Raw genomic sequence first — 21126 nt, 5'->3', positions numbered from 1 at the left:
GCGTAGATGCAACCGGCGTAGCTACTAAGACCGCGCCGCACGTTGAGGTACCATGAGAACCGCACTCATAACCGGATGCTCGTCGGGTATCGGACGTGCTACGGCGGAGAGGTTCCACCGAAACGGCTGGACGGTCTACGCAACGGCGCGCGATACGGACGACATCGCCGATCTCACGGAGCGTGGTATGGAGACTGTCGAACTCGACGTTACCGAGGATGACGATGTTGAAAACGCAGTCGGGCGCGTCGTCGACGAGAACCGCGGTATAGGCTGTGTCGTCAACAACGCGGGGTACGGCGAGGCGGCGGCGGTCGAAGACCTGACCGTCGAGGAGCTTCACGCGCAGTTCGAGGTCAATACGTACGGTCCACACCGACTCGCGCGCGCGGCGTTACCTTACATGCGCGAACAGCATGAAGGTACGGTCGTCAACATGTCGAGCGTCGGCGGACGCCTTTCACAGCCGGGGCTTGGGGGGTACTGCGCTTCGAAGTTCGCTCTTGAGGCGCTCAGCGACGCACTCCGTTCCGAGGTTCGGGGTTTCGGCGTCGATGTCGTCCTCGTAGAACCCGGACCCGTACGGACGCCTTTCGGTGACAAGGCGGAGGAGAAGGTCAAGGAGCGCCCCGACGACAGCCCGTACGCCGACCTGTACGAACGTGTCGGTGAGTTCAACCAAGGGGTCAGCGACGAGGGCGGCGACGATATAGCCACGCATCTGATGGGGAAGATCACCGTACCGCCCCAAAGGGTTGCGGAAACCGTCGTTGAGGCTGTGGAGGACGACGACCCGAAGGCGCGGTACAAGATCTCTGTTCCTCACAGAATGATGGCGATGGGGCGGTACCTACCGTCCGAGGTGCGCGACCGTATCTACGACACTATGATCTGAGCACCGCAAGCCTGATACGGCGCGCCACCGCCTTTCGTCCATGGGAAATCCGCGGAGTCAGAAGGGTTCGTCGCGCGAACGTGAACTCGTCGACATGTTCTGGGGCGCAGGCTTCGGCGTCGTCCGTGCCCCCGCGTCAGGGAGCGCAACCGACCGCGCACTCCCCGATCTCGTCGCAGGTAACGACGAAAGATACGTCGCCGTCGAGGCGAAGGCGAGCGCGAGCGACACCGTCTACGTCGACGGCGACGAGGTTTCACAGCTTATCGAGTTCGCAGACCGTTTCGGCGCTCGCGCGCGGATCGGCGTCCGTTTCGACCGCGAGGACTGGCGTTTCTTCCATCCGGGCGACCTGCACGTCACCGACGGCGGCAACTACCGTGTCAAGAAGGAGACCGCGCTACGCGACGGAGAGGACTTCGAGGAGGTCGTCGGCGGTACGAAGCAGGTTCGTCTCGACGGCGTCGGCGACGACGCGTAGCCTACGAACGGAGACGGTCTATACGTTTCTCCATCGGCGGATGTGTGGAGAATATCTTCTGCATTATCGACCTGTCGCTACCGCCGGATATGCAGAGCGCCTGCACGCTGTCGTCGACACCCGGCTTGCCGCCCTGCTGTCGCTCGCCCCGCCCCCTGCCGCGTCCGCGCTGTTGTGCCTGCGCCTGAGCCTGCTGGCTGTAGTCGGAGATCTTCTCCAGAGCACGCGCGAGAGGCTCACCACGCCCGATTGCGCGCGCGGCGTCGGCGTCGGCGACGTACTCGCGGTAACGCGAGATAGCCATCACGAATATCATGACGATCGTCTGCGCGATGGATGAAAGTATCCAGCCCATGATCATAGCGCCGAAGTTGCGCTCGCCCATGACGGTCAGGAAGTAGACGGCGATACCGACGAGCGAGGCGATGCTCTGACCCACGACCATCATAACCACGTCGCGGTTACGTATATGCGCGAGTTCGTGCGCTATCACGCCTTCGAGTTCGTCTTGGTCGAGTACCGACATCAGTTCCTCCGAGATCACGACGACGCCCGCACCCTTACGTCCGACCGCGAAGGCGTTGGGTACGCCCATCTCAGCCTTCATGACGCGCGGCTTCTCTATACCCATCTCCTGCGAGAGACGTTCGACCGCGGCGTGTATCTGGTAGTGCTCGTTCTCATCGAGATCCTCCGCTCCGACGCTCCAGAGCGCCATCTTCTTCCCCATCACGTACTGGAAGACGCCGAACAGCGCCGTCGCGGCGAGTACGATGGGCCAGATGTCGACACCCCAGATAGCTATACCGAGTCCTACGATTGCGGCGTAGAACGCGAACAGGATGCTACCTGCGACGAGCATCCTTAGCTTCAACCCTGTATGCAGATTCATCACCTGATCTTGCGTCCCCGGACGTATTAAGCCTGTCCTAACGGACGGATTTTGTCCGACCTAAACGTGACTGTAAAGCTTTATGACTCTCTGTCCCGCATACGCACCCATGGGAAAAAACATAACCGAAAAGATAGTGTCGAACCATCTCCGCGAGGGCGAGATGGAGAAAGGCAACGAGATAGGGCTGGATATAGATCAGGTGCTTTCGCAGGACACGACGGGCACGATGGTCTGGCTCCAGTTCGAGGCGCTGGGTATCGACGAGCAGAAGACGGAGCTCGCCGGGCAGTACTGTGACCACCAGACGTACCAGTTCGACTTCAAGAACACCGACGACCACCGTTTCCTCAAGAGCGCGGCGCAGAAGTACGGCGCGCAGTACTCGCGTCCGGGGAACGGTATCTGCCATCAGGTTCACAAGGAGAACTTCGCACAGCCGGGTAAGACGCTCCTCGGCGCGGACTCGCACACGCAGACACAGGGCGGTCTGGGTATGCTCTCGATAGGCGCGGGCGGTCTCGACATAGCAACCGTCATGGGCGGTTCGCCGTACTACATCGACATGCCTGAGGTCGTCAACGTCCGTCTCGAAGGCGAACTCCCCGAGTGGGCTACCGCCAAGGACGTCATACTGAAGCTACTTCAGGATCTGACGGTAAAGGGCGGCGTCGGCAAGGTCTTCGAGTACACGGGTTCGGGCATCGATTCGCTGACCGTCCCTGAGCGGTGTACGATCGCCAATATGGGTACGGAACTCGGCGCTACCTCCTCGGTCTTCCCCAGCGATGACGAGACCAAGGACTACCTCCGGCGTCTCGGACGTGAGGAGGACTTCGCGCCTCTCGAAGCAGACGACGACGCCGAGTACGACGACGAGGTCGTTGTCAACCTCGACGAACTCGTCCCTCTCGTCGCGTGCCCGAGCATGCCCGACAACGTCGTGCCTGTCACGGAGGTCGAGGGCGAGGATGTCGAACAGGTCATCGTGGGTTCGTGCACCAACGGCGCGTACGAGGACATAAAGGCGTTCGCGGGCGCTCTCGACAACAACGACGTTCACGAGGACGTGCACTCTATCGTCGCACCGGCTTCGAAGCAGGCGGCGGAGCAGTTAGCGCGCGAGGGCGAGGTCGCGGACATGATGGACTCAGGCGTCAACTGGTCGGAGTCGACGTGCGGCGCATGTATCGGAATCGGGCACGTTCCCGGCTCTGACTCCGTTTCGCTCCGTACGTTCAACCGTAACTTCGAGGGCAGGAGCGGTATCGAGGACGACGACGTCTACCTCTGCTCACCCGAAGTTGCCGCCGCGGCGTCCGTCGAAGGCGAGATCGTCGACCCGCGCGACTACGCCGACAAACGCGACGTCCCCGCGCCCGGTATCGTCCTCCCCGACGGGTTCGGCGGTCAGGATCCCGACCTCCTTGACCCCGCCGACGCGCCCGACGACGTTGAACTCGACAAGGGTCCCAACGTCGGTAGCGTCCCTCTCGGCGACGAACTTGAAGACGTTGTTGAAGGCGAGACGATTCTCAAGGTCGGTGACGACATAACCACCGACCATATCATACCCGCGACGAGCGACATACTCAAGTACAGGTCGAACATCGACAAGCTGAGCGAGTTCACGCTTTCGCGCGTGGACGAGAACTTCGCCGACCGCGCAGAGGAGAAGGGCGGCGGATTCATCGTCGGAGGCGAGAACTACGGTCAGGGTTCGTCACGCGAGCACGCCGCCCTCTGTCCGATGTACCTCGGTATCGAGGGCGTCGTCGCAAAGTCGTTCGCACGTATCCACAAGGCGAACCTCCTCAACTTCGGTCTCCTCCCGCTCACCTTCGTCAACGACGAAGACTACGAGAAGATAGACGAGGGCGACGACCTCCATCTCGGAAACGTCATGGAGGCTGTCGACACGGAGCAGGAGACGACACAGCTAACTCTGGTAAACGAGACGACGGGCGACGAAATCCCCGTCGAACTCGACGCCTCGGCGCGCGAGCGCGAGTACGTCGTCGCGGGCGGCAAGCTCAACCACACGAAGCAGAACGCTTAGAGCGGTAGTGAGGTAGAAGGGTAGGTGAGGGTAAACCGCCCTCGGCGTTGACGCGGGCGGTGTCCCAACGGCTAACGGTCGTACCTATTACTGAGGCTGAAATTGCGAGGTCAGGGGGTACGGAGACGGAAGATACGAGGACGGAAGATATGGGGGCGGATACAAGGACGGAAGGCGCGGGAACGGATACGAAGACAGAAAACACAGGAACGGATACAAAACGGATACGAAGAAGGGGACGTGGGAACGGGCTAAGACAACACGTTATCCGTCAAGGCGGTACCAGAACCACGAGGACGGTACCGGATCGGTGGGACTCCGAACGACGGCTTAGGAGATCTCTATCTCCAACCCTGTATCCTCCTCGTCTTCTCTGAGACCGCCTTCGTCGTCGACGTACATCTCAAGATACTTCTCCTTGTCTTGGCTGTTTGAGTCGTTTTCTTTCATTCTGTTTGAGTATCCACACCGGAACGGTATATACTTTCTGAGTTATCGAGCATGAAAAAGAATGGTAAACTTCGACCGTCATCTAACCCGTATATCTAAGAAGAAACGGTTACGGAGGCGAACAGACCGCGTAAGAAGTCGGCTATACCCGCGAGGAGTTGGCGTACTGCGGAGAGTACGCCACCGTCGGCTTCCCCTTCGCGGCTGTCGCCGTCCCCCGGCGTTCGGTTCGCTGTTCCGGATCCCGTTTCGGCGGTTCCGTCGCCGTCTTCTACGAGGTTCGACGTACCGAAGGCGTACGTTTCACGCGTCGCGCCCTCGTACCCCGGCACCGTGGCGCTCATACGGTTTACACCACGGAGACAGTCGATGGTCGCGTTACGCGACGGTGCTTCGCACGGACGCAGTATATCCGGGTCGTCACCCATAGCATCGAGTATGACGCCCGACGCTGTTTCGGCTGTCGCCGCGTCACCCTCGGTGCTTAGGAGATGGTCGTACGTCCTTCGTAGCGCCGTCGCGCCGTTCTCCTCGACGTATGACCGTACCACGAGTTCGGAGAAGCCGTATCCGAAACGTCTGTTCTCCGAGTCGTGAACGGGGTTCCAGACGCGCATGAATCCGCCGTCTTCGTAGTAGTCAAGGAGTGCGTCGACGGAGCTGACCGGTGCGACGCGGCTTCCGTTGCGGATACGGTCGCCCGCGAAGAGTGCGCGGCGCGTCTCACCGCGGCGTCTGTCGGCGAGAAACTCGACGTACCTCGCAGTCCCTTCCTCGAACCATCCCACGGTTGCGTCCGTCCACGCGAGCGCCTCCGCGTTGTAAGCGTGTGCGGTTTCGTGGAGAACCGACGACGTGTGGTCGGGCGCTGAGCCACGTAACAGCGTAACGCCTCCCGTACGGTGCTGTGCGTCGCTCCATCCCTCGGCGACATCGTCGTACCTCGTGCCGTTCAGGACGACGACGGGGTGTCTGTACGCCGTGGATTCGAAGCCGAAGACGCCGGGTAGCATGCCGTACAGACGATCCGCTTCCGACAGGTCTGCGTCGCCGTAGACTGCGTAGTTTTCGTAGCCGCCATACCCACCGACTGCGACACGTACAGTGGACGCCCCCTCGCCGTCGTAGACCGCACCGTCGCCGGTCACGTCGACATCGAAGCCGTCGGCGTAGGAGGTGGACAGAACGGTTTCTTCGGCGGTGACCCTCGCGGTCGTTTCTTGGGCGTTCCCGTTACCGAAGCCCACGAAGCCGACGTCTACGGTACGTAGCCGTCCGTCGGCGTACCTCCGTACCGTCGCGTTTTCGACGACGTACTCGACGGTGACCGTCTCCGTCCGGCGCGCGACGCCCGTGTTCGTCGTGAACCCCAACGTCCCTCCGCCGGTCTCGTAACCGTCTATCTCACCGAGACCGTCGGTGACGGATTCGACGCGCGCACCGTCGGGGAGTCCAACCTCAGCCCTCCAGTAGTTGATCGGTTCGTCGGAGGTGAGTTCGAGGCTTACCTCCGCCTCGACGGTTCCGCCGTCGATACGTATACGGTTCTCGGTAGCCCAAACGGCGTCGACAGCGACGGTTGCGGTCAGACAGACGACGAAGAGAACCGCAAGAAAGCGCCTACGCATCGACCGCCCCGGATCCGCCCGAAACGGTTCTCATGACATCGACCTCGTCGGTATCGATGGTGGCGTCCTCCGGAACCGGACGTCCGTCAACGACGACGACGGCGGCTTGGGGGTTCTCACCTATCTCGTCGAGCAGACGCGCGTAGGTCGCGTCCTCGGCGAGTTCGACCTCATGAGTTCCACCGTTCATGACGTTCGCGTGTACCTTCATGAGGGGTGCTACGCGACCGTCGCGTGTAAGACCACCGGACGAGGAACCGAGATGGCAAGGTACATTAGGGCTACCTAAAGTATATTTAACGATGAGTAAGACCGCGGCGCGTCAGAACGTTCTCGAACTCGACGGCGTTACGAAGAGGTACGGTGAAGAGTCCGCCGTCGAAGAGCTTTCGGTACGCGTACGCGACGGTGAGTTTCTCACGCTACTCGGTCCGAGCGGATGCGGGAAGACGACGACGCTCCGTCTCGTCGCGGGTCTCGAAACGCCGGATGAGGGTGAGGTACGTATAGCGGGTACCTCGGTCGCAGGCGGTGGACGGACGGTCAAGCCCGAGAACCGCGACGTCGGTCTCGTCTTTCAGGAGTTCGCGCTTTTCCCGCATATGTCGGTCGAGGAGAACGTCGCATTCGGTCTCGAAGACGGCGACGACGACCGTGTGGACGGGATGCTCGAACTCGTCGGTCTCGAAGAACACAGAGCGAAGAAGCCCGACCAGCTTTCGGGCGGACAGCGCCAACGCGTCGCGCTCGCGCGTTCGCTCGCACCCGAACCCGACGTTCTCCTCCTCGACGAACCGTTCTCGAACCTCGATGTCGGTCTCCGTGTACGTATGCGCGAGGAGGTACGGCGTATAACAAAGGAGGCTGGCGTGACGACCGTCTCCGTAACGCACGATCAGGAGGAGGCTCTCTCAATAAGCGACCGCGTCGGTGTTATGAACGACGGACGCCTCGAACAGGTCGGCGACCCCGAAAAGGTATTCCAGACGCCCGAATCGCGTTTCGTCGCCGACTTCCTCGGACACGCAAGCTTCGTACCGGGGACTGTGACCGACGAGGGCGTGGAGACGCCTCTCGGCACGGTTGGAACGGCGAACATCGAGGGTCTTACGTCGGAGTACGAGGGCGCGGAGGTCGATATACTCGTGCGCCCCGACGACGCGAAGGCGCTCGCACCCGACGGTGACGGTGACGGACGTATTATACACCGCACGTACGACGGTCCTTCGTTCACCTACAGGGTCGAACTCGAAGGGGGGGATACGGTTCACTGTATGCACAACCACACCGAAAGCTTCGAGGTCGGCGACGAGGTGCGTGTACGTCTCGAACTCGATCATCCTCTCGCATGGTACCCGTCCGAGAAGTAAAGCTTTCTTTACGGGCAAACGCTTAAATTTGCGCACCGCGTATACAAGCTATCTTGTTACGTGACGAATCAGACGGCAGGACGGAGAAGGCTCTTAACGCCTTCGCGGTCGTCCTGTCACTGTCGCTTTTCGCACGCGGCTTCGGGTCACATCTCGGCTTCGCCGTCTTCATGGCGGTGGTCGTACCCGTTCTTCTACGTCTCACGCTCGGTCTCCTCGTCTACGAGTACAGACACGAAACGTGGGTCGAGAGCCTCGACGGACGCGCCGACGGGTAACTCCGTAACGTCAGGCTTATGTCCGCGAACGGTCAAGCACCGACAACAATGGGAAGAAAACCGGGTAGCATGTACCGGGACATCGACGAGAAGGCGTACACCCGGCGCGAGTACATCAGCGGTGTACCGGGCTCGAAGATAACGCAGTTCGACATGGGCGATCTCGGTGCGGACGCCGAGGAGTACCCCGTCGTCGTGACACTAAAGGCTGACGAGGCGTGCCAGATACGCCACTCGGCTCTCGAATCCGCACGTGTCGCCGCCAACAGCAACATGATAAAGCAGGTCGGTGAGGAGAACTACAAGATGAAGCTACGTGTCCATCCCCACCACGTCATACGTGAGAACAAGCAGGCGACGGGTGCGGGTGCGGATCGTGTCTCCGACGGTATGCGTCAGTCGTTCGGTAAGCCCGTCGGAACCGCGGCACGCGTCGACAACGGACAGAAGATATTCACTACGCGCGTCTCCGAGGGGATCGAGGAGTTCGAGACAGCGAAGGACTCCCTCCGACGCGCCTACACCAAGCTACCGTGCCCCGCCGACGTGGTGGTCAAGGACGACGCGGGTCTTGTGGACTGAGGACGTAGCAGGTTTTTTACCGTCGCCCGACAACCTCCGTTAATGGTCGAAGGACTCTTCGAGACGTTCCTGTCCGGAACCGAGCTATCGCTCATCTTCGCGTTCGTCGGTCTGTTCCTCCTGATGGGCGAGGCTCTCGTACCCGGAGGAACCCTGATGGTTCTCGGTGTCGGCGTCATGGTAGCGGGCGTAACCGGACAGGTGTTCGGCTTCGACGGACTCCTGCCGCTTACCGTGCTCACGGGCGTCTACGGAACGATCGCGTTCGCGGGGTTCAAGAGGTTCGACTTCTACGGCGACCGCGGCGAACAGACGAGCGGCGCGGAGTCGCTCCGTGGCGAAACGGGTGTCGTCGAACAGACGGTAACGTCGCAGGAGGGCGAGGTAAAGCTCGACTCAGGCGGCTTCGACCCTTTCTTCATGGCACGTTCGGCGACGGGGGACGAGATACCCGAGGGCGAACGCGTCCGTGTCGTCGACCCCGGCGGAGGAAACGTCGTGCAGGTCGAATCCGTTTCGGACGACGAAGGCGGCGACGAGAAGTCACCGGCAGATAGATAACGCGTGCGTCCTAACGTCGGTACATGTTAGCATACAGCTTACAGGTGGTGCCGCTGGTACCGAACAGCGTCGTTCTAATCGGTCTTGCTCTGGTACTGATAGGGCTGTGGCAGTCGGTCGAGATCGTACAGGCGTATGAGAAACGCGCACTCACGGTCTTCGGCGAGTACCGGCGTCTCCTCAACCCCGGTATAAACTTCGTGCCGCCGTTCGTCAACAACACGTACACGTTCGACATGCGTACGCAGACGGTCGACGTACCGCGTCAGGAGGCGATTACGCGCGACAACTCGCCCGTTACGTGCGACGCCGTCGTCTACATGAAGGTGATGGACGCCAAGAAGGCGTTTCTTGAGGTCGACAACTACCGTAACGCCGTCTCCAACCTCGCTCAGACGACGCTCCGTTCGGTTATAGGCGACATGGAGCTAGACGACACGCTCAACAAGAGACAGCAGATAAACGCACAGATACGTCAGGAACTCGACGAGGCGACCGACGCGTGGGGTATACGTGTCGAGTCGGTCGAGGTACGTGAGGTAAAGCCGAGCGCCGACGTTCAGGACGCGATGGAACAGCAGACGAGCGCCGAGCGCCGGCGCCGTGCGATGATCCTTGAAGCGCAGGGAGAACGCCGCTCCGCGGTCGAACAAGCGGAGGGTGACAAGCAGGCGAACATCATACGCGCGCAGGGTGAGAAGCAGAGCCAGATTCTCGAAGCGCAGGGTGACGCAATCTCGACCGTCCTGCGTGCGAAGTCGGCGGAGTCGATGGGCGAACGCGCCGTCATCGAGAAAGGCATGGAGACGCTCGAAAAGGTGGGCGAGGGCGAGTCGAACACCTTCGTACTGCCGCAGGAGCTAACCTCGCTCGTCTCACGGTACGGGAAGCATCTGACCGGCGGAGACGCGTCGATCGACGACGGCGAGATGACGCTCGACTCGCTCGACTTCGACGACGAGACGCGCGAGCTAATCGGTCTCGACGACATAGAGGAGATTATCGGGCAGATAGACGAGGAGGCGGAGATGGATGTCGAGAAGATGGAGGAGCGCGCGCAGGCGGTCAAGGAGGGCGCGGATCCGACCGACATACGCGACCCCGACGAGGTCGTGGAGGAGATGGACGACGACTTCAATCCGGAGGAGACGAAGGAGAACTTCAACCCCGAAGAGACGAAGGGCGGCTTCGAAGCGGATACCAACGAGGACGATAGCTAAGTTTTTACAGCCGTCGTCCGTAGCCCGCGTACCCGATGGCTACGGAAAACGTCGAAGCAAAGGAAAGGTGGGAGGAGTTCTACCGGCGTTACTACAAGAACGATATAGGAAAGATCGCGCAGGGCGAGAAGACGTCGCTCTCCGTCGACTACGCCGACGTTGAGACGTACGACCCTGACCTCGCCGACGACCTCGTGCTACATCCCGACGAGACCGTACGCGCCGCCGAGAACGCCCTCGGTGACTTCGATATCGCCGCCGACGTCTCGCTCGAATCCGCGCGCGTCCGTTTCTCAGGCTTCTACCCCAAGACGGGCATACGTTCGATACGTTCGGACGACGTAAACAAGATAATCGCCGTCGAAGGTATCGTACGTAAGGCGACCGAGGTACGTCCCAAGGTTCTCGAAGCCGCCTTCGAGTGCCAACGTTGCGGGACGCTCACGACCGTAGAACAGACGGGGCAGGAGTTCTCGGATCCGCACGAGTGCAGAGGCTGTGAACGCCAAGGACCCTTCCGACTTCTCGAAGACCAGAGCGACTTCGTCGACGCACAGAAGCTCAGGGTTCAGGAGTCGCCCGAAGGTCTACGCGGCGGTCAGACGCCCCAGAAGATAGATGTCAACATCGAGGGCGATGTAACGGGTGAGGTATCGCCGGGCGACCGCGTGACAGCGACGGGTGTACTACGCGCGACACCCGACGATGGCTCCACGACGTTCGAGGTTTTCATAGAGGGCAACAATGTAGAGATAGAGGATCAGGACTTCGAGGACTTCGAGATTACGGAGGAGGACGTTGAGGCTATACGCGAGATAGCCAACTCGCCGAACCTGTACGAGAACATACGCGAGTCTTTCGCGCCCTCTATATACGGCTACGAGAAGGAGAAGCTCGCCATGATACTCCAGCTTTTCGCGGGGGTTACGAAGAACCTCCCCGACGGGACGCGTATACGCGGCGACATGCATATACTCCTCGTCGGGGATCCGGGTACGGGTAAATGTGTCTCCGGGGACACACGGGTCACGCTCGCCGATGGAAGACGCGTACCCATACGCCGCCTCGTCGAACGGAACCTTGACGAACCGAAGCCCGTAGACGACGGTGTTTACGACGAGGCCGACTTCGAAGTTCCGTCACTCAACGACGACGGTTCGGTGGGAACAGCAAGGGCTGGCAAGGTCTGGAAACGCGACGCACCTGACCGTATGTACCGTATCCGTACGTCGAGAGGACGGGAACTCGAAGTAACTCCGTCGCATCCTCTCTTCGTCCGTTCGGGTACGGGTTTTGAGGCTAAAGAAGCCGAGCGGTTACACGAAGGAGAGTTCGTAGCGACCCCGGAGATGGTACCCGTTGACGGTAGCGACCGGATTGATGTAGGCTACCGTAACTCCGAGGCTAACAACGCTGTCAGGCTCGAACTTCCCGACGAGTGGACGCCACACCTCGCGCGTCTCGTAGGCTACGTGGTAGGTGAAGGCTACGTCGAACTCAGAGACAACAACACGGGTTACGTCTCGCTGACGAACAACGACCGTGAGGTAATTGAAGACGTTAGGTCGGCGTTCGACGGTCTCGGTCTGAACTACTTCGAAAGAGAGCCGCACGATAGAAAGGGTGCGCGTGAGGTGGTATGCTGTTCAAGCGAGTTCGTCACGTTCCTGAGTGAGCTTGAGCCTGACATACTACGGCAGTCCGCGGAACAGTCGGTTCCGGAGGCTATACAGAGAGCCGGTTCAGGGATAAGAAAGGGCTTTCTGCGGGCTTACTTCGAGGGCGAGGCTACCGTGTCGCGCAAAGAGCGCGAGATAGGCGTCGCATCTATGAGCCGAGAGCTTCTTGAAGACGTGCGCTCGCTCCTGCTCTCATTCAGGGTTGATTCGAGCCTCAACAGCAGGGACAACGGTAGCTACAGGCTCAGGGTGAGCGGTAAGGACTTCGTCAGATATACTGAAGATATAGGCTTTGTTACGGAACGTAAGTCAGAACGTGCGGAGGGTTTCGAGGGGATCACAGAAAACACGAACACGGACATAGTACCCGGTGTAGGCGACGAACTCAGACGTGTAAGAAGCTCGCTCGTTCTCACCCAGTCCGAATGTGGCTTACCCAGAGCAACGTACCAACATTACGAGAGGGGCGACCGTAACCCAAGCAGAGACTCCCTACGCAGAGTGGTGGATGCCTTCGAGGACAGACTGGACGAACTACGTGCGACGCGTGAGAAGGTTGAGGAAGGCGGCTGGAAAGAGCTACAAGAAGCGCGCGAAGAACTCGGTATGTCGCAACGGGCACTCGCCTCTTCTACCGATGTCACACAGACAGCGGTTAGCTACTACGAACGAAATGACGTACTGCCTGACGGCGGTGTTGTCGGAGACGCAAAGGAGAACGTGCTCGGTAATCTCGACGAGGGGATGTCCGTCGCGGAGGACGTACGCGGTCTCCGGAGGCTTGTCGACGAAGACGTACGTTGGGAGAAAATCGAGTCGATCGAAACCGTCGAACCCGACTACGACCACGTCTACGATCTTGAAGTCGAAGGCACTCACAGCTACGTGAGCGAGGGGATATTCTCTCATAACTCCCAGCTTCTTCAGTACGCCCAGAAGATAGCGCCGCGTGGCATCTACACGAGCGGCAAGGGCGCGACATCCGCGGGTCTCTGTGTCGCGGGCGACACACTCGTACACACGCGCGATGGGTTCAGAAGGATACGCGATATTGTGGAGCCGAAGATACCCGAAGCCGTCGAAACGGAGACGGCGACAGACGCTGACTTGGAAGCCTACACGTACGACCATCGGAACCGTCGGACTACGCTCAAAGACGCGTCGAAGGTCTGGCGTATGCCCGAACGCGACTGTCACGAGATAGAGACGGAGCGCGGTAAGACGGTCGAAGCGTCGACGAACACGCCGGTTCTGACCTGCGGAACCGACGGTCTCGAATGGAAGGAGATAGCCGACGTGGAGGAGGGCGACCACGTCGGTTCCCCCAAGTACATCTCGGTGGAACGTACGGCACCGTCGCCCGTGGGGTTCGTCGACTTCGAGAACGAGCGCCTCAAGCTCGGCGACGGATCCGTCGACCGTCTCGTTGCGGCGCTCAAGGACGAGTACGGAACGTTACGCGACGCCGCCGAGGCGCTTGACCTGACCGAGGCGTTTGTCTACGGTACCCTCAGGAACAGGCATGTACCGTATCCGAAGCTACGGCGCGTGCTTGACGCCGTCGACGTATCCCTAACTGAACTCGAAACCGAGTCGGTCACACTGCGGCACGGGCATGAGTTCCAAATCCCTGACGAATTTGATGAAGATCTGATGTACCTCATCGGTCTCGTCTTCGGGGACGGCAACATCTCGGTTTCGCGCAGAGGCGAGAACCGGGGCGACATCCGTATCTCCAACGGCGATGAGTCTGTTCTACGCGAAGCTGTCCGGATAACCGAGGAGAAGTTCGGTAAGGAGGTCGAGATAGAACGTCAGGAAGGGAGGGTTCCGTGCGTCCGTCTCGGTTCGTACACCGTCGCCAAGCTGTTCCACGGCGTCGGTATGCGGACGCCCAAGAACGAACTTGCCCTCGACGACCGTCTCACTATCGCCGAGCATGCCAACGGTTTCCTACGCGGTCTATACGACGCCGACGGCTCCGTCTCGGCGCGCGACGACGGCGGTTCTTGTATCCATCTCTGTACGGTAAGCGAAGAACTCGCCCGGCAGGTACAGGCGATGCTGGAAACCTATGGGGTACACGCCAAGAGACGCGAACGGGACAGACGGGGAGAGTACGAGACAGAGGACGGACGGACGGTGGAGACGACGAGCATCCAGCACCATATCGAGATGTACGGACGCGACATCGACGAGTTCGCCGAGCGCGTGGGGTTCGCGGTCGCGGAGAAGTCAGAGGCGTTGGAAGGGATAGCCGGTTCCGCGAGAAAGGGCGAGACAGTTCCTGTCGGCGGACTGCTCGCGTCGACAGAACCGTCTTCAAGCGCGCACCATAGGTACGTCTCACGTGGGAGCAACCCCGGACGCGGACGCGCAGAGAAGATACCGAAGGACATCGAACTCGGCGACACCGAACCTTCGGTTGCGGAAGCCGTTGAAGCGCCGATACGGTGGAGCCGCGTCGTACGTTCCGAACCGTCGGGACGTAAGGAGGTGTTCGACCTAACGGTTCCGGAGACACATAACTTCGTGGCGAACGGCGTCGTGACCCACAACACCGCCGCGGCTGTGCAGGACGACTTCGGCGACGGAAAATGGACGCTCGAAGCCGGCGCTCTCGTCCTCGCCGACAAGGGTATAGCGTGCGTCGATGAGGTCGACAAGATGGATCAGAATGACCGTAGCGCCCTCCACGAGGCGTTGGAGCAACAGCAGGTCTCTATCGCCAAGGCGGGCATAAACGCGACGCTCAAGTCACGGTGCTCGCTCCTCGGTGCCGCGAATCCGAAGTACGGCAGGTTCGACCAGTACGAGGGCATAGCGGAGCAGATAGATCTCGAACCCGCGCTTATCTCGCGTTTCGACCTGATCTTCACCGTGACGGACAGCATCGATGAGGAGGAGGACGCCGACATAGCGAGCCATATACTACAGAGCAACTACGCGGGCGAGGTCGCGGCTTCGGGTGAGGACGCCGAGGAGGAGCAGGAGAGCATAGATCCCGAGATAGAGCCTGAGACGTTACGTAAGTACGTGGCGTACGCACGGCGCGAATGTAACCCGAGGATGACCGACGAGGCGCGCGAGCGCATAAAGGAGTTCTACGTCGACCTCCGCGCTCAGGGAAGCGACGGCGACGCCGTGCCCGTGACAGCGCGTAAGCTCGAAGCCCTCGTACGTCTCGCCGAGTCGAGCGCGCGCGTCCGTATAAGCGACAAGGTCGAGATGGAGGACGCCGAACGCGCTATCGACGTTACGACGGCGTCGCTCGATCAGGTCGGGCGCGACCCCGAGACGGGTGAGTTCGATATCGACGTTATCGAGTCGGGTACGTCGCAGACACAGCGCGACCGTATCAAGGGTATCAAGGAGATAATCAGCACCGTCTGCGATAAGAACGACGGCGACAAAGCCCCGATGGACGAGATAGTAGCCTTCGCGGAGGAGCACGACATGAGTCCGGAGAAGACGCGTGACGAGATCGACTCGTTACGGAGACGCGGCGAGCTTATAGAGCCTGAGAAGGATCACTTCCGTCTCGTCTGATGGTCAGTTAGGTTAGACCACGCCCGTCTCCTCGACGGCGTTCTCGGCGGCGTCGCGCGTTATTCCCGTCAGGACGGTGTAACGCTCAGGACGTATCTCCTCGGTGCGGACGAGTGCGTCGACGACCTCGTCGCGCGAAAAGCCGAGTTCGTCCGCGGTCGTCGGAGCGCCGATGGTTTCGAGTGCGTCGCGTATAGAGCGCCAGTCGCCGCCGTGGAGGTACATGGTGACGACGGAACCCACACCGCACTGCTCTCCGTGTAAGGCGCGGTCGCCGTCTATACGGTCGAGTGCGTGCGAGAACTTGTGCTCACCCCCGCTCGCGGGACGTGACGAACCCGCGATCGACATGGCGACGCCCGACGAGACGAGCGCCTTGACGACTACCCACGTGCTTTCCTCGAACCCCGGACGTATCGAGTCGGCGTTTTCGACCAGAATCTCGGCTGTCATCTCGCTCAACGCACCACCGTACCTGCTGTAGTAGGCGTTCTGTAGACGGCGAGCAAGACGCCAGTCGAGGACGGCGGTGTAGTTGGAGATGATGTCGGCGCATCCGCTCGCCGTGAGACGGAAGGGGGCGTCGGCGAGTACCGCTGTGTCGGCGACGACGCCGAGGGGCGCGCTCGCCTCGACGGAGTGGCGTCTGTTCCCATCCGGGATCGAGGCGCGCGACGAGGTGATACCGTCGTGTGACGCCGCGGTGGGTACGCTGACGTAAGGCGCGCCGACCTCGTCGGCGGAGACCTTTGCCGTATCGATAGGAACGCCGCCGCCGACACCGAGAAGAACGTCTGCTTCGAACTCCCGCGCGACCGAGGTCGTTCTTTCGACTGCTTCGAACCCCGCCTTCTCGACCACGACGGTCTCTACGACGAGTCCGGCGTCCTCAACGTGCGCCGTAACCTCGTCACCCGCGACGTTACGTGTGGTCGGCGACGTGACGACGAGCGCGCGCTCAAAGCCAAGCCGCGTCTCCAAGACGTCAGGTACCTCTTCGAGAACGTCGTGCCCTACGACGACGTTCCGCGGCAGGTTGATCCATTTCGACTTACCGAACCGGTCTGTCATCTCGTTGACAAACGGGGGTTTCGGTTTTAAGACTACCGCCTCCTCGCGCCACGAAAGGCATATCCCCGTCCGTCCCTTAGCCAGAAACAGAATGTCAGACTCATCCACATCCATCACGCTCATCGGGACATCACTCGCCGAGGTGGGTCAGGAGTTTGTCTTCCGTGGAGGCACTGAGGCGTGCGAAGACTGCCCGCACAGCGACAACTGCCTCAACCTCGACGAGGGTGTGCGTTACCGTGTAATGAACGTACGTGACGGCGGTCAGGAACTCGACTGCGCCGTGCACGACGGTGGCGTACGCGCAGTCGATGTTGCCGAATCACCGGTTCTGGGTCAGGTACCGTCGAAGAAGGCTTTCGAAGGCTCCGATGTCACGATCGAGGAGGACGCCTGCGACCGCACCGACTGCCCGGCGTACAAGTTCTGCGTTCCCGACGGCTTCGACTTCGGTGAGTCGTACACTATCAACGAGGTCGTCGGCGACAACCCGGCGGACTGCCACTACGACAGGTCGTTGAACCTCGTCGAACTCGAAAAGGGGTGACGCTAAGGATCGACCTGCTTCTCCTCCATCTCCGACAGACGTCTCCTGTAGTAGAGGAAGACGACGACCGCTGAGACGAGTAGGAGGACGAGAACCCCGATCAGGACGTACGGGTACCCGCGTTGGTAGTACTCAACGGTGACGTACCTGCCGCGTTCGAGACCCCCCCAGCGTACGACGAGAGGTTCCTCCGAGGTCACGTTGTAACCGCCGGGAGATATACGTCCGAGGAAGAAGTCGCGTGCGTCGGTGCCGGGGGGGAGGTGCGCCTCGACGCTCCCTGAGACGGGTGAGGGATGCGTGAACGACGTACCGCTCTTGGTCGCCGTGTATGCGAGACGCCCTCCCTCTGCGGGAAGTTCGATGACCGTACGGTCACCCGACGTGTCGACGTTAGAGACGTTGGTGACGTTTCCGTCGTCCCTGAAACGGACGCCCGCGACCTGTACGGAGCTATCGCCGCCGAACGGGTCGCGTTCCCATATCTCGAACTCGGAGCCGTTTAGACCGCCGACATCGACGACGGCGGTGAAGGTGTCGTCGTCTATGTAGTACGTCGTCTCCGCCGACGTGTTCCATCTGTCGGTGTAGTCGACCTCACCTTCCTCGGGTAGAGGCGACAGACAGCCCGTGAGGAGAGCGACGGCGACGAGGGCGAGAGCGACGGCTACACCACGACGCATTTCATCTCGCCCTCCAGATACTTACCGACGCTTGCGAGCAGACCGGGCGGGTCGGTACCGGGCGCACATACGACGCTCTGTTCGAGAAGACCGAGACGTTCGACCGTCACGATGTCGTTCGCGTGTCCAGCGCGGTTTACGGTCGCACGTACCTCCGCGCGCGTACACGAGTTTACGTTGAGGCGTCCCGTCTCGCCCTTCTGCCACGACCAGAGTTCGTCGACCTGAACGTCCGAAAGACGCGCGGGTTCGCCCGCGACGACTTCGAGAGGCGTATGTTGCACGAGACCGTAACGTTCGCGTATATCCGCGGGCGAGCCACGTCCGAGGTCTTCGAGTTGCTCGCGCGGAACGCGTACGTCGACGCCGATATCGACGGTGAATCCGTCGTTGTCCCACGATTCGAGCGTTCCGAGGTACGTCTCGCCGTCCTCCGGATCCGTCGTGTACTCGCCGAACTCTTCGACGAGGAGCGCGAACGCCGCCTCGGCGTCCTCGCCCACTCCGCTTACCTCTATACGGTCGTCGTCACGTAGCTGTACCTCGTGTTCGAACTCGAGTTCGGCGACACGGTTCCCTATAACCCCGCGTGCGGAGTCGAGAGCGCGTTCGCGTGCGTCACCCGCGACGTATATCTTGGCGTTAAGAACGCGTCTCATCCCTCTACCTTTCCAAGCTCCTCGACGAGTTCGGCGTGGCGTTCGTCCATACCGCCGACGAGGTCTTCGTTGTCCATCGGTTCGAGATCCGCCCCGCATTCGGGACAGTTGAACGAGAGATCCATAGCCTCCTCGAACTCGAAACGTATACCGTCGACCTCGCATATGTAGAACTCGTGGCTTCTTTCGTATTCGAGGCGCTCCTCCAGCGCGTCACGGAGCTTACGCATCTCGTCGTTGAGCTTGTCGGGTATGTTACCGTACTCGAAGCTCCAGAGGTAGGTGTACCATCCGCTCTCCTCGTCGCGGTCACGGCGGTACGAGGCGAGGTCGTTCTCGTACAGTATGAACAGTGTGCGCCGCACGACCTTAGGGTCGAGGTCGAGCTTCTCCGCAAGATCCTCGTCCACGATCTCGTCCTCGACAGGGTTCATCGCAACCGGCATCCCCTCCGCACCGACGACCTCGGCGAGGTACGCCTGTACGACATCGTCGCTCAGAAGCTCGTCAAAATCACTCATCACGTCGGCTTACGGGGATGAACCGCATAAAATCTTCGACCTGAACGCAAACTTTTTACACCGACAGAACGACCTTCTTCGTGAGATGAACTGTAGAGTAGTAGTCGAAGCCGCGGTACCGGTCTACGACGTTGAGACAGAGGACGAGGCTATCAGGATCGGCATAAGCAAGATAGGGGAGATGCTCAACCCCGACCTGAACTACGTGGAGATAAACACGGGGACTCGTACGTCTCCGAACGGTGAGGAGCTAGAGCCGGCGTTTATCGCCGCCGACGAGGGTCTCGTCGCTCTCGAACTTGAGATGAAGGTCTTCAACATAGAGAGCAAGGAACACGCGTCACGTGTCGCGCGTAAGGAGATAGGACAGCGCCTCTCCGACATACCGCTTTCGGTCATAGATGTCGAGGAGATCGAGGAGGAGATGGAAGGTTCGGAGGGCGAGAGCTTCGAGGACGAGTACGGCGACGAGTTCGACGAGGATCTCGGCGATCTTGAGGATGATGAACTCGAAGAGATAGGCGCGGAGGTCGAGGATCTCGAAGACGACGAGGATCTGCCGGAGCTGGACGACATACTGTAGCTTATCCCCGGATGGAGGTCGAAAACCGCGACTGGGGGCGCGCGAACCTCGTGGACTACGTCCCCGTCGCGGGCTTCGTCTACCGTTTCTACTGGTTTCTCGTGGCGAGACGCGGTCAGAAGGTATGTGACCGTTCCGACGCACGCGACTGGCGCGACGCCGCGAGAGCCGAGAAAGGGCGTCTTTTCGTAGCCACGGGTTTCACCGTCTCGCTCGGCGTCTTCGTCGCGCTCATGAACGGCGGAGGCATCGAACCCGCGGTCGTACCCGCCCTCCTCGTCGCACTCGGAACCATCTTCGTACACAGGGTTCTGTCGCTCGCCCGCGTCTTCTGAAAGAAAACTGTTTTTACCCGCCGCCGCCGACCTGAGAGTATGAAGGTAGGCGTACTCGGCGCGACAGGAAACGTAGGACAGAGGTTCGTACAGCTACTCGAAGACCATCCTTGGTTCGAGATAGACGCGCTCACGGCGAGCGAGACGAGCGCGGGTAAGACGTACGCCGACGCCGCGGCTTGGGCGCTCCCGAACGAGATGCCCGACGCCGTCCGCGAAGTCACCGTACGTGAGACGAGCGCCGACGAGGTGAGCGACGAGGTTGAGATCGTCTTTAGCGCACTCCCGTCGAGCGCCGCAAAGGAGGTGGAGCCTGAGTTCGCGCGCGACGGCTACATCGTCGCCTCGAACGCGGGATGGGCGCGTCTCGAAGACGATATGCCTCTCGTCGTCCCCGAAATCAACCCTGACCACCTCGGTCTGCTTGAGGTACAGCGTGACGAACGCGGCTGGGACGGCGGTATCATCAAGAACCCCAACTGCTCCGCGATCACGATGACGCCGACGCTCGCCGCCCTCCATCCCCTCGGTCTGAACGAGGTCACCGTCGCCACGCTCCAAGCCGTCAGCGGCGCGGGCTACATGGGTGTCACGAGCATGGAGATACTCGACAACGTCGTGCCGTACATCGGTAGCGAGGAGTGGAAGATGGAGAACGAACCGCGTAAGATACTCGGCGAGTTCGACGGCGCGCGCGTCGACGAAGCCGACGTCTCGATCTCCGCCTCGTGCAACCGCGTCCCAACGGTCGACGGACATCTCGAAAACCTCTGGTGTAGGTTCGACGAAGATGTAGGCGAGGACGACGCGAAGGAGGCGATGCGCGGCTTTACGACGCTCGACCTACCGACAGCGCCCGACCAGACGATCGTGGTACGCGAGGAGAACGATCGACCGCAACCCCGCCTCGACAGGAACACCGGCGGTGGTATGTCGGTCGTAGCCGGACGCATACGTGACGACGGAGACGCGCGCCTAAAGTACTCGTGCCTGTCGCATAACACGGTTCGCGGAGCCGCGGGCGCGAGCGTACTCAACGCCGAACTCGTCGCCGAACGGTACCTGTAAACACCCGTCTTGGGC

General features: G+C 60.8%; 20 protein-coding genes. 13 read left to right on the top strand and 7 right to left on the bottom strand.

Annotated features, from left to right (window positions below):
* The first annotated feature begins 52 nt into the window (after positions 1–52).
* Both EGH25_RS06705 and hjc read left to right on the top strand, forming a co-directional pair.
* Positions 53–895 (top strand): SDR family oxidoreductase, encoded by an 843-nt coding sequence (locus tag EGH25_RS06705; protein WP_266086954.1) that lies wholly within the window; start codon positions 53–55, stop codon positions 893–895.
* A 40-nt stretch (positions 896–935) separates the two neighbouring features.
* Complete coding sequence (gene hjc / locus EGH25_RS06700; protein ID WP_266086952.1) at positions 936–1376, top strand: Holliday junction resolvase Hjc; 441 nt, start codon at positions 936–938, stop codon at positions 1374–1376.
* A 1-nt stretch (position 1377) separates the two neighbouring features.
* On the opposite strand, the gene EGH25_RS06695 is transcribed toward hjc, so the two are convergent.
* A complete protein-coding gene (locus EGH25_RS06695; RefSeq protein WP_266086950.1) occupies positions 1378–2268 on the bottom strand; it encodes a M48 family metallopeptidase in 891 nt (296 codons plus the stop codon).
* Between the two features lie 109 nt (positions 2269–2377).
* Between EGH25_RS06695 and EGH25_RS06690 the strand changes: the two genes are divergently transcribed.
* A complete protein-coding gene (locus EGH25_RS06690; RefSeq protein ID WP_266086948.1) occupies positions 2378–4327 on the top strand; it encodes an aconitate hydratase in 1950 nt (649 codons plus the stop codon).
* A 545-nt stretch (positions 4328–4872) separates the two neighbouring features.
* Here the strand turns inward: EGH25_RS06690 and EGH25_RS06685 are convergent.
* Positions 4873–6405, bottom strand: a complete 1533-nt coding sequence (locus tag EGH25_RS06685) for a hypothetical protein (protein WP_266086946.1) — start codon at positions 6403–6405, stop codon at positions 4873–4875.
* On the bottom strand, positions 6398–6616 hold the full coding sequence (samp2, locus tag EGH25_RS06680; RefSeq protein WP_266086944.1) for a ubiquitin-like small modifier protein SAMP2: 219 nt from the start codon (positions 6614–6616) through the stop codon (positions 6398–6400). The genes EGH25_RS06685 and samp2 overlap by 8 nt, the downstream gene beginning before the upstream one ends.
* A gap of 91 nt (positions 6617–6707) precedes the next feature.
* On the opposite strand from samp2, the gene EGH25_RS06675 reads away from it, so the two are divergent.
* The 6 genes from EGH25_RS06675 to EGH25_RS06650 are packed head-to-tail and all read left to right on the top strand — an operon-like array spanning position 6708 to position 15644.
* Positions 6708–7775, top strand: coding sequence for an ABC transporter ATP-binding protein (locus EGH25_RS06675; protein WP_266086942.1), 1068 nt, complete (start codon positions 6708–6710; stop codon positions 7773–7775).
* A 53-nt stretch (positions 7776–7828) separates the two neighbouring features.
* Positions 7829–8053: a hypothetical protein gene (locus EGH25_RS06670; RefSeq protein ID WP_266086940.1), complete on the top strand. Its 225-nt coding sequence runs from the start codon at positions 7829–7831 to the stop codon at positions 8051–8053.
* Positions 8054–8101: 48 nt separating this feature from the next.
* A complete protein-coding gene (locus EGH25_RS06665; RefSeq protein ID WP_266086938.1) occupies positions 8102–8635 on the top strand; it encodes a 50S ribosomal protein L16 in 534 nt (177 codons plus the stop codon).
* Positions 8636–8677: 42 nt separating this feature from the next.
* Positions 8678–9196 carry an NfeD family protein gene (locus tag EGH25_RS06660; protein ID WP_266086936.1) on the top strand — a complete coding sequence of 173 codons (519 nt, stop codon included), beginning with the start codon at positions 8678–8680 and terminating at the stop codon, positions 9194–9196.
* A gap of 23 nt (positions 9197–9219) precedes the next feature.
* Positions 9220–10416, top strand: coding sequence for an SPFH domain-containing protein (locus EGH25_RS06655; RefSeq protein ID WP_266086934.1), 1197 nt, complete (start codon positions 9220–9222; stop codon positions 10414–10416).
* A gap of 35 nt (positions 10417–10451) precedes the next feature.
* Positions 10452–15644: an LAGLIDADG family homing endonuclease gene (locus tag EGH25_RS06650; RefSeq protein ID WP_266086932.1), complete on the top strand. Its 5193-nt coding sequence runs from the start codon at positions 10452–10454 to the stop codon at positions 15642–15644.
* 12 nt (positions 15645–15656) lie between these two features.
* Here EGH25_RS06650 and EGH25_RS06645 read toward each other — a convergent pair whose 3' ends face one another.
* Entirely contained in the window at positions 15657–16715 is a 1059-nt protein-coding gene (locus EGH25_RS06645; RefSeq protein WP_266086930.1) for an NAD(P)-dependent glycerol-1-phosphate dehydrogenase, read from the bottom strand.
* A gap of 91 nt (positions 16716–16806) precedes the next feature.
* Here EGH25_RS06645 and EGH25_RS06640 point away from each other — a divergent pair, with 91 nt between their 5' ends.
* Positions 16807–17262, top strand: coding sequence for a UPF0179 family protein (locus EGH25_RS06640; RefSeq protein ID WP_266086928.1), 456 nt, complete (start codon positions 16807–16809; stop codon positions 17260–17262).
* Positions 17263–17264: 2 nt separating this feature from the next.
* On the opposite strand, the gene EGH25_RS06635 is transcribed toward EGH25_RS06640, so the two are convergent.
* Genes EGH25_RS06635 through EGH25_RS06625 form a run of 3 tightly spaced genes read right to left on the bottom strand, consistent with a single transcriptional unit; the run spans position 17265 to position 19125 of the window.
* Positions 17265–17945, bottom strand: a complete 681-nt coding sequence (locus tag EGH25_RS06635) for a DUF5803 family protein (RefSeq protein ID WP_266086926.1) — start codon at positions 17943–17945, stop codon at positions 17265–17267.
* Complete coding sequence (locus EGH25_RS06630; RefSeq protein WP_266086924.1) at positions 17930–18604, bottom strand: DUF2110 family protein; 675 nt, start codon at positions 18602–18604, stop codon at positions 17930–17932. The genes EGH25_RS06635 and EGH25_RS06630 overlap by 16 nt, the downstream gene beginning before the upstream one ends.
* Complete coding sequence (locus EGH25_RS06625; protein WP_266086923.1) at positions 18601–19125, bottom strand: transcription factor; 525 nt, start codon at positions 19123–19125, stop codon at positions 18601–18603. Before EGH25_RS06625 ends, EGH25_RS06630 begins: the two co-directional genes overlap by 4 nt.
* A gap of 85 nt (positions 19126–19210) precedes the next feature.
* Between EGH25_RS06625 and EGH25_RS06620 the strand changes: the two genes are divergently transcribed.
* The 3 genes from EGH25_RS06620 to asd are packed head-to-tail and all read left to right on the top strand — an operon-like array spanning position 19211 to position 21111.
* On the top strand, positions 19211–19708 hold the full coding sequence (locus EGH25_RS06620; RefSeq protein ID WP_266086922.1) for a DUF555 domain-containing protein: 498 nt from the start codon (positions 19211–19213) through the stop codon (positions 19706–19708).
* A gap of 11 nt (positions 19709–19719) precedes the next feature.
* Positions 19720–20043: a hypothetical protein gene (locus tag EGH25_RS06615; protein WP_266086920.1), complete on the top strand. Its 324-nt coding sequence runs from the start codon at positions 19720–19722 to the stop codon at positions 20041–20043.
* A gap of 39 nt (positions 20044–20082) precedes the next feature.
* On the top strand, positions 20083–21111 hold the full coding sequence (gene asd / locus EGH25_RS06610; protein WP_266086918.1) for an aspartate-semialdehyde dehydrogenase: 1029 nt from the start codon (positions 20083–20085) through the stop codon (positions 21109–21111).
* Positions 21112–21126 lie beyond the last annotated feature (15 nt).

The sequence above is a fragment of the Halorutilus salinus genome (assembly GCF_026242195.1).
Lineage (GTDB): Archaea > Halobacteriota > Halobacteria > Halobacteriales > Halorutilaceae > Halorutilus > Halorutilus salinus.
Note: the sequence above shows the minus strand (reverse complement) of the source record. Positions and strands in the feature narration are given on the sequence as shown.